Origin of the sequence: Mesorhizobium sp. CO1-1-7 (assembly GCF_020164885.1) — a bacterium.
Taxonomy (GTDB): domain Bacteria; phylum Pseudomonadota; class Alphaproteobacteria; order Rhizobiales; family Rhizobiaceae; genus Mesorhizobium; species Mesorhizobium australicum.
Window position 1 is genome coordinate 474,561 of record NZ_JAIUHA010000004.1, and the last position, 8,588, is coordinate 483,148.

An 8,588-nucleotide genomic window follows, 5' to 3' on the forward strand; every position below is an offset into this window, starting at 1 on the left:
CCCCACTTCGCCGCCACGGACGGCTTCGTTACAACGCTCACCGGTTTGTGATTGAAGAGCGCTCTGCCCTGCGCGCCTCAGAGATTGGCGAACACGGTCGCCAGCTCCAATCTCACCCACGAGGGGAGATCGGCAGCGTCACTGTGTCAGCAGCGTGTCGGATGCCCGCTTGTTAAAGGCGCACTTGCCCATCACGCTGTAAAAGAAGTCGGCGTTCGTAACGTCTGGAAGTGGAGGATTGTTGCCGCCGTCTTCCCATGCCTGGTCGCTGGTCTCGCTGCAGGGCACAGCGCCGAAGATGTCGACGATTGTGTTGCTGTTGACCTCGACGGGGAGGTATTTGGAAGGGCTCAGGGCCTTTTGTGCCGCAGTGCTGTACCCGGCACCGAGGTAGAGCCGATTCGACGTGCTTGCACTATTCGACTTGAGCGGGTTGACCGGTCCGGACGGCACATCCATCTGCAGATAAACCTGATCCATCATGCTCACGTCGACTGTCGCACCACTGCTGCTTCCGGCGGAATTCGTGGTCACGCATGTCGTTTTGAAATAGATGGTGGAGCCGGTCGTACTTCCGCTTTTTGCTACCGCGGTACTCCTGTAAGTTCCCGCAGTCGGTGTGAAATCGGTTGTTTGTCCTACTGGCGTGCACACTTGGCTCTGAACCACCTTCGCAGATGTTCCCGACCCCGTGGAAATAGTGGTCGTACCGTAACCTTTCGGGTCCGCAGCGGTATAAGTCTTACCCCCGCTCGTGTAGGAATAATTATACGCCTTGTAGGCGTAGTCGATCTTCATCATCGCGATAGGCGTCGTATTGGAGTTCCACCCAAACGGAAGGCCATACAGGGTCATGGTTTTATTCCAGTAGCCTGAAACGTGATCGACGTTGAAGGTAGCTTCAACCAGCGCTGGTGTCTTGCTCACAGCCGAGGAGACGCCGACTGGTACGGTGTTGATCCTGGCGATCTGCATAAAAAGGGTCGGCATGGCGAAATTCGCCGAGGCCTGCGCGGTGGCGGTACCATCGGCGGCGACGGTGAAAGTGTTCAGCGTCGCGTCGCCCTGTCCACCGTTGGCCACGTAGGAAGCCTGCATCGCCACCTGGCGCTGCGCTTTTGTCGAAGCCGTATCCATCGTGGTAATCGACAGGATCGCGGCATCGAGTGCCGCTTGCTCGGTCGACCGGGTCTGCACCGCAGAGGTGTAGTCGACCGCAAAGCCTACCGCGCTGATTAGCGGGATCATGCTGAGGACAATTATGGGCGCGAACGAGCCGCTCCTCGAGCTGACAAACCTACCTGCTAACCCCCGCATGCCTTGATCCTTAAAACGAATATCTCTCCGGCTAACATGGCAGTCGGAAATTATGCTCTAACGGACTTGGTTAATGTTTATCGATTTTTCGGCAAAGTCCCGTGAAAAGCCGACAAGTTCGGCGCGTAACTTTGACGCCGGAATTGGTGCACGCAACGCGGGTGGATTCCCTTCCCCTTTATAAGATCGGCGGGTGCACCCGTTTGCCCCAGGCAGCCCTTGGGCGCCAAGCCTTGCCGCCGCTTGCCGCCCCTGCTAAAGCGCGCGGCATGAGCACGCCCCTCGACCACATCCGGAATTTTTCCATCGTCGCCCACATCGACCATGGCAAATCCACGCTTGCCGACCGCCTGATCCAGTCCACCGGCGGGCTGGAGCTGCGCGACATGAAGGAGCAGGTGCTGGACTCGATGGACATCGAGCGCGAGCGCGGCATCACCATCAAGGCGCAGACCGTGCGGCTGAAATACCGCGCCAACAATGGCGAGGACTATATCCTCAACCTCATCGACACGCCCGGCCATGTCGACTTCGCCTATGAAGTGTCGCGCTCGCTCGCCGCCTGCGAGGGTTCGCTGCTGGTGGTCGACGCTTCGCAAGGCGTCGAGGCGCAGACGCTGGCCAATGTCTACCAGGCCATCGACAACAACCACGAGATCGTCGTGGTGCTGAACAAGGTCGACCTGCCGGCCGCCGAGCCCGAGCGCATCCGCGAGCAGGTCGAGGAGGTGATCGGCATCGACGCCTCCAACGCCGTGCTGATCTCGGCCAAGACGGGCCTTGGCATTCCCGACGTGCTGGAAGCCATCGTCCACCAATTGCCGCCGCCGCGCGAGGGCGATGCCTCGGCGCCGCTCAAAGCCATGCTGGTCGACAGCTGGTACGACGCCTATCTCGGCGTCATCGTGCTGGTGCGCGTCATCGACGGCGTGCTGAAGAAGGGCCAGACCATCCGCATGATGGGCACCGGCGCCAAATACCTGGTCGAGCGCACCGGCGTGTTCACGCCCGCCCGCATCAATGTCGACGAGCTCGGCCCCGGCGAGTTCGGCTTCTTCACCGGCTCGATCAAGGAAGTGGCCGACACGCGCGTCGGCGACACCATCACCGAGGACAAGCGCCAGACCGCGCACGCGCTGCCCGGCTTCAAGCCGGCGCAGCCGGTGGTGTTCTGCGGCCTGTTCCCGGTCGACGCCGCCGATTTCGAGGATTTGCGCGCCGCCGTCGGCAAGCTGCGCCTCAACGACGCTTCTTTCTCTTATGAAATGGAAACCAGTGCGGCGCTCGGCTTCGGCTACCGCTGCGGCTTCCTGGGTCTCTTGCATCTCGAAATCATCCAGGAGCGGCTGGAACGCGAGTTCAACCTCGACCTCATCGCCACGGCGCCCTCGGTCGTCTACCGGTTGCTCCTCAATGACGGCTCGATGAAGGAACTGCACAACCCGGCCGACATGCCCGACGTGGTGAAAATCTCGGCCATCGAGGAGCCGTGGATCCGCGCCACCATTCTGACCCCCGACGACTATCTCGGCGGCATATTGAAACTCTGCCAGGACCGGCGCGGCATCCAGGCCGACCTCTCCTATGTCGGCAAACGCGCCATGCTGACCTACGACCTGCCGCTCAACGAAGTCGTCTTCGACTTCTACGATCGGCTGAAGTCGATCTCGAAAGGCTACGCCTCGTTCGACTATCACCTGACCGACTACCGCGAGGGCGATTTGGTGAAGATGTCGATCCTGGTCAATGAGGAGCCGGTCGACGCGCTGTCGATGCTGGTGCACCGCACGGCGGCCGAAAAGCGCGGCCGCCAGATGGTCGAGAAGCTCAAGGAGCTGATCCCGCACCACCTCTTCAAGATCCCGATCCAGGCCGCGATCGGCGGCAAGGTCATCGCCCGCGAAACCATCTCGGCGCTCCGCAAGGACGTGACCGCCAAGTGCTACGGCGGCGACGTCTCGCGCAAGCGCAAGCTGCTCGACAAGCAGAAAGAGGGCAAGAAGCGGATGCGCCAGTTCGGCAAGGTGGATATCCCGCAGGAGGCGTTTATCCAGGCCTTGAAGATGGGGGATTAAAGTCCATTTATTGGCTGCAATATAAAACCATCAAAATGCTGAACACTAGCCTTAAAATCGCCAAGTGCTTCATAAACTGTGGCAAGCGGCTCCGACGTTGCTGCAATGAATTGCTGATCCCCGAGTTTTTCTACGGACCACCGAAATAAGCTATTGAGACTAGGTAGCTCAATTTCTTGCTGACCAGGCTCATCAAAAATGGTAAGTCTCAGATGATTTGTCTTCTTTCGACCTGACATGTACTGTAGCGACAGATAATACGCCCACTTCATTCTAATGGCATCACTAGCAGACATCTCGAACCCAAGCTCCTGCTCGATAACGTCTCCGTCTCTATTCCTAGTGAACGCAAGAGGTCTGAGGTTGTCGTTCGATAACGTTATCTCATTTACGGGAAATGACCGAAATGCGAACAATGACAGCAGGTTTCTGAGGTTGTTCTGCAGGAAGTTTATCTTCTCTCCATCTCCCTCGCTCAAATCACTACCGGAAATTGCCTTGAGCTGATCCTGACAATTAGCCCAACGGGCAGCAATCTCCTTTAGTCCATCAAATGCGCCATCAACCGCTTCACGTATTGATGTTAGCCGGTCCAACCGCAGTTGCAGCCTAATTTCCTCTTCGATAGCTGACCTAGAAGGCGCATCGGACGGCTGTATTAAGGCTTGACGAAGAGTTCGTATTTCTTGCTGTTTCTCTCGTAATTCATCAGAAACGCTGGCATAACGCAGCCGCAGATCCTCGAGTTCGATCTTGGATTTCCGTTCCGCAGATTGATAGAGATCGAGCTGTGACTGTACAAATAAGATATTTTCTTCGAGGCCCATACCGACCGTGGAGACGCTTGGCATCAACTCCATCTGCACATCTTGGTGGCAAGTTGGGCAAATCCCGGAACTGGACGACTGACCAATCTGGGACCCCAGTCTTTTTAACTTCAATGCGTCCTGATTTCTCCTAAGATCCACCAGAAGTGACGACAACCTTCCCGATATCGACTGGTGTTCCTGCAATGCAGCGTTATATTCATGGCGAACTATCTCTATGTCGGATCGCAGCTCATTAACTTTCGTGAGGGATTGTTCTAATTTAGATTCCATTTCTGGTGAAGAGGTCTCAGTATCTGCGGGTTGTGTATTTGACAGTATGGAAAGTTGTTTTTGGAAGCTCTCGATGATGTCATCGATCGGCCTCCAGTCACCATCCTGAAGCGCCTCCACTCGTGCTGCGCCCTCATGCAAAAACTCTGCGTTGGGAGCGGTCGGTATCCCGATTAGCCGCGCGGCCGTGCTAACCGTCTCGGCAAGTTGCCGCCTTAAAATCGACCATGCCTGTTCTGCAGCGGACAGTTCTTGGCGCAATTCAGCACGCCTGCGTCGAATTTTCCCGGCGTCCAGGTCGAGCAGAAATTCCATTACTCGCCGCGCAACGTCCTGAATTCGAAAGAACGTCGGAAAGGGTCCTTGAACGGCGGACCATCCACGTTTTTGCTCAACAAAAAACATCGGGAAAATCACCTCTGGGTATAGGGGGCCTTCTGTTCCGTCGAAGCGAGTGACGTTGGGAAGATCCCATCCTAGGAAGCGACAAAGATAATTGTGGAACCCATCTTCTCTCTTCATCCCTCCGCCATCGTGCACGAAGAAATCTCGTTGTGCGCCAGATAAGTCACCCTTCGATAAGCGCGGAGAATTCCAGCTTTTTATAAGCTTCCTGTCAGCTCCGCCGACCACATCACGATGGACGACGAGAATTTCGCCGTCGGCATTTTCGATTTCCAACTCGACATATGAAGCGAGAACATTCTGGTACGGCTCATCTGCAGTCGTGTGGATTCTAGTCTGCATCGCGTGAGGCAGCGGCACATCCAGTCTCGGACCCAGCGAGCGCTCAAGCCCCAGCGCATAGATGATCGATTGCAGACAAGTCGACTTCCCCGACGTGTTTCCGGCCTGGATAATGTTGAGACCCGGTCCGAAGTGTAAATCGGCTCCGTATTTCTTTTCGGCCGTTAGACTACGAATTGAGAGATGTCGAAGGCGGATCATCGGCGGTTTCCGGCTTCCAGGAGGTCGGTCACGAATTGCTCAGTCAAGGAGGGGGCTACGTTCTTTAAGAACAGCTTCTCCTCCTCCAGCACCTCGTCGGAGGCAGAGACCTTTGATGCAGCTTCGATACCGAGCTTTGTGAGTTGGAGCGCAGCGCGCTGAGAAGTCTTGGTCCACGATGCAAACTTCTCTCCGACCAAAAAGTTGACCGCTCGACCGAATGCGGGCTCGACACGTACACGCCATTCAGTGGGAGAAGCGTCGCCAGCTATTATTCTAGCTAACCGCTTTTGCGCAGAAGGGGAACGAACCGCATCGTTAATGACGTGAAGCTTTGCCAACGATGCCTTCTTGGCTCTCGACGTCAACAGCATCAGCAAAATCAATGCGAGGCGCCACGATATTCTCAGGTCTGCCGGAAGAGGGGTAGGACGTTCTACGAAGGAGAAGTGTTGTGCCGGAGGTATAGGTGACTGGGCCATTGATCCCTACTCAAAATCGAGCGGGCAACGCAGCAACCAATCCGCCAGCGTACCTAGTGAGATTTGTGTGACGCTGGAGGTTGCCAAGTCAGGGAGGTCATTCCGTAGCCCTTCCGTGATTCGTCCTAGGCTCTCAACCAACTGTTCGCGCGGAGCAGATTGACTGCTTCCCAACATCACCAGCCTACGCTCTTCGGCGGTTAAGGCTTTTGTCGCTCGTTCCCAAAGAATTGGATGTTCTGATTTCAGATACTGCAACGCATTCTCGCGCGTTATGTTGGCGACGATGTACTCTGTTTTCCGCTTGAGAAGCTCTTCTCTTGGAATCAATTTGTATGCATTTCGGAGTTTTCGTTCCAAGGTTGCGGCCATTGGCCCCCCATCTCTTGCAACGACTTCGTCCACGGTGGGAGTAGGTATCTCTAGAAGCTCGGGGAATGACTGCTTTCGGATATTTTCGATTTCCTGAATAAAATCGTCCTGCGACTGCACCAGCGCTTCAAAATCGTCGGTTACAAGGCCGTGGAGGGCACCCTTTAGCTCCTCGCCCCGTGTCCTTATTGCTGCGATGACTGATTTGTCGTCAAGAAATGGACAGATCAGTATCCATCGCCTTATCTTGATATTCTGCAGTATGCCGCAGAGCGCCGCCTTGTTTTTCTTCAGCTTCGACAGGTCGCGTCGCCCTTTTGCCTTCATAGAGCTCGACGCTTTGGCAACGCTGACCACTTCTTCCGGGGCATAGCACTGGTAACAGCAGCCATCCATCGAAAAAAATTCTATACCAGCGTCTCCGTGAACCTTATCAGGAACTATCTGTACGTTCGACGAGCCATGGCGGAGTTGCACCAATCTAAGTGAATAATTCTGCCACTCTACGCCTTCCCATGAACGCCTCAAATTCATCGCCCGACCCACTTATTAGCCCCAGCAAGACAGTATACCGACCATATTTTAATGCAATCGCGATGAAGGTGAGCCGATCACTACGTTGCTCAGTCTCGAGCCATCTCACCATAATTGTGCATGAAGCCCAAACGTAAGTAGCTAAACAGGTGTGGTATGTGCTGCGGTCGGTTGCCGGAGCTTGGCAGCAGGCGCGAATGGACGCCCGCCCTTTAACAACCTCTCGTCCGGAACTATCATTCCGTTTTGGGGGAAATCAAAATGCGCACCACTTCAGACACCACCGCAGCCCTCGGCCTCGCCATCGGCGGCATCTTTGGTCTCGCCGGCACTTTCGTCGCCAGCGCGCCGCTGCGCGAAACGCTGTGGGCGATCGATGGCGTGGCGCTCGTGGTGGCGACGGCCTTGCTCACCATGAAGTACCAGCGGCTCGGCAATGATTGCGTGGCCGCGGGCTTCCTGACCTTTCTTGCCGGCGAGAGCCTGCTTCTATCCGACAATGCGGCGGGGCTGGAGGCCAGCGTGCCTTCCTATGTCGGCGGCATCTCGCTTTGGGCGGCGGCACTGATCATGGTCAGCGCGCCCAACACTTTCGCGCTGTGGATGCGGCTGACCGGGTTCATTGCCGCCGTGCTGTTCCTGGTGTCGGTTTGCGTGGTGCTGTGGGGGGCGCCCTTGCTGCCGACCTCGGCGCCGCTGCCGGCGGCAGGCTATCCCTTCCTGGTGGCGACTTTTGTCGGGTGGATCTGGACTTTGCTAAGGGGTTCTCGGCACGTCTAGCGGCTCGGTTCCAGGCGCGGGCGCCGCCCCTCACCTGCCTGCCGGCATCCTCTCCCCGTATAGGGACGGGGAGAGGGCCGCTGTCATTGACACTTTCGCCAATCGCCATCGTTGCAGGAAAAGCACCGGCGTTGCGGCCAGCTACTCTCGCCCCGTTTACGGGGAGTTGAGAAGTGGTCGCGCAGCGGACGAAAAGCCAACTGCTTGGCTTTTCGAACGACGAACGTCCGGGAGGACAGTGAGGGGCGGCGCTGACTCAGAGGATAGTCCACTCCGGGGATGTTCGCCCGCATTGACATCAGCTCCACACATGATCCATTGGAAGCGGGCAATTGGGGGACTATCCGTGAAAAAGATCTATGCGAAGCCGACGCTGAGCAAGCGCGAGAGGCTTTCGGCCGTGACGGCTGTCGCGTGTCCAGTGTCGGTCTGCCCGCGCTAGAACGTTCCTGGGAACTGGCAGGGCTGCTACTGCTGCTCGCTCTCCCGCGACAAATCCCACGGCAGGGTTGGTACGAATTCATACCAAGCAGCCACCTCGGTTGATCGCGCGGCGCGGGACCGGTACACAAATCGGGCGGCGGACCTTTGTAAGGTCGCTAGTGGCCGGCGCGGGGCTCAGGCAATTGTCTCACCGGCATGCGCGCCGGCCATCTTCCCTGAATGATTTGAGTGTGGGCCAAAGGCGCTTCGCGTTGCCCGGTGCTGACCTTCGCAGATTGGTACCTTCCTCCGCCCGCGACAGGAAAGTCAGCGTCGGCGCTGCCCCTCACCTGCCTGCCGGCAGGACAGTGGGGGCGGTGCTGACCTGCGATAGGCGCACGCTGGACTAGCCGCTATCCCCAACCCCGACCCGATTTTGACTTTGCGGACGCCGTCCCCCACTCCGTCGCTGCTTCGCAGTGTCCAGCCGATAGATGGGTTACAGAATGAACCGGATACATAGGTAACAGTTCTCCCCCTATGCGTCCGCCGCAGCG

The 8,588-nt window shown here is 57.1% G+C and carries 6 protein-coding genes; 2 read left to right on the forward strand and 4 right to left on the reverse strand.

Annotated elements, in window-relative coordinates; all coding sequences use genetic code 11:
- Nucleotides 1–138: 138 nt before the first annotated feature.
- Nucleotides 139–1,317, reverse strand: a complete 1,179-nt coding sequence (locus LB516_RS11610) for a TadE/TadG family type IV pilus assembly protein (RefSeq protein WP_224719581.1) — start codon at nucleotides 1,315–1,317, stop codon at nucleotides 139–141.
- Between the two features lie 269 nt (nucleotides 1,318–1,586).
- On the opposite strand from LB516_RS11610, the gene lepA reads away from it, so the two are divergent.
- Nucleotides 1,587–3,392: a translation elongation factor 4 gene (gene lepA, locus LB516_RS11615; protein ID WP_031250437.1), complete on the forward strand. Its 1,806-nt coding sequence runs from the start codon at nucleotides 1,587–1,589 to the stop codon at nucleotides 3,390–3,392.
- On the opposite strand, the gene LB516_RS11620 is transcribed toward lepA, so the two are convergent.
- The 3 genes from LB516_RS11620 to LB516_RS11630 form a co-directional block, all read right to left on the reverse strand.
- A complete protein-coding gene (locus LB516_RS11620; RefSeq protein WP_224719582.1) occupies nucleotides 3,389–5,440 on the reverse strand; it encodes an ATP-binding protein in 2,052 nt (683 codons plus the stop codon). The two genes, lepA and LB516_RS11620, sit on opposite strands and share 4 nt — an antisense overlap.
- The gene (locus tag LB516_RS11625; protein WP_224719583.1) at nucleotides 5,437–5,826 is read right to left on the reverse strand and encodes a hypothetical protein; all 390 of its coding nucleotides are present in this window, start codon (nucleotides 5,824–5,826) and stop codon (nucleotides 5,437–5,439) included. Before LB516_RS11625 ends, LB516_RS11620 begins: the two co-directional genes overlap by 4 nt.
- 102 nt (nucleotides 5,827–5,928) lie before the next feature.
- On the reverse strand, nucleotides 5,929–6,828 hold the full coding sequence (locus LB516_RS11630; protein ID WP_224719584.1) for a hypothetical protein: 900 nt from the start codon (nucleotides 6,826–6,828) through the stop codon (nucleotides 5,929–5,931).
- A gap of 261 nt (nucleotides 6,829–7,089) precedes the next feature.
- On the opposite strand from LB516_RS11630, the gene LB516_RS11635 reads away from it, so the two are divergent.
- Nucleotides 7,090–7,608: a hypothetical protein gene (locus LB516_RS11635; RefSeq protein WP_224719585.1), complete on the forward strand. Its 519-nt coding sequence runs from the start codon at nucleotides 7,090–7,092 to the stop codon at nucleotides 7,606–7,608.
- Nucleotides 7,609–8,588 lie beyond the last annotated feature (980 nt).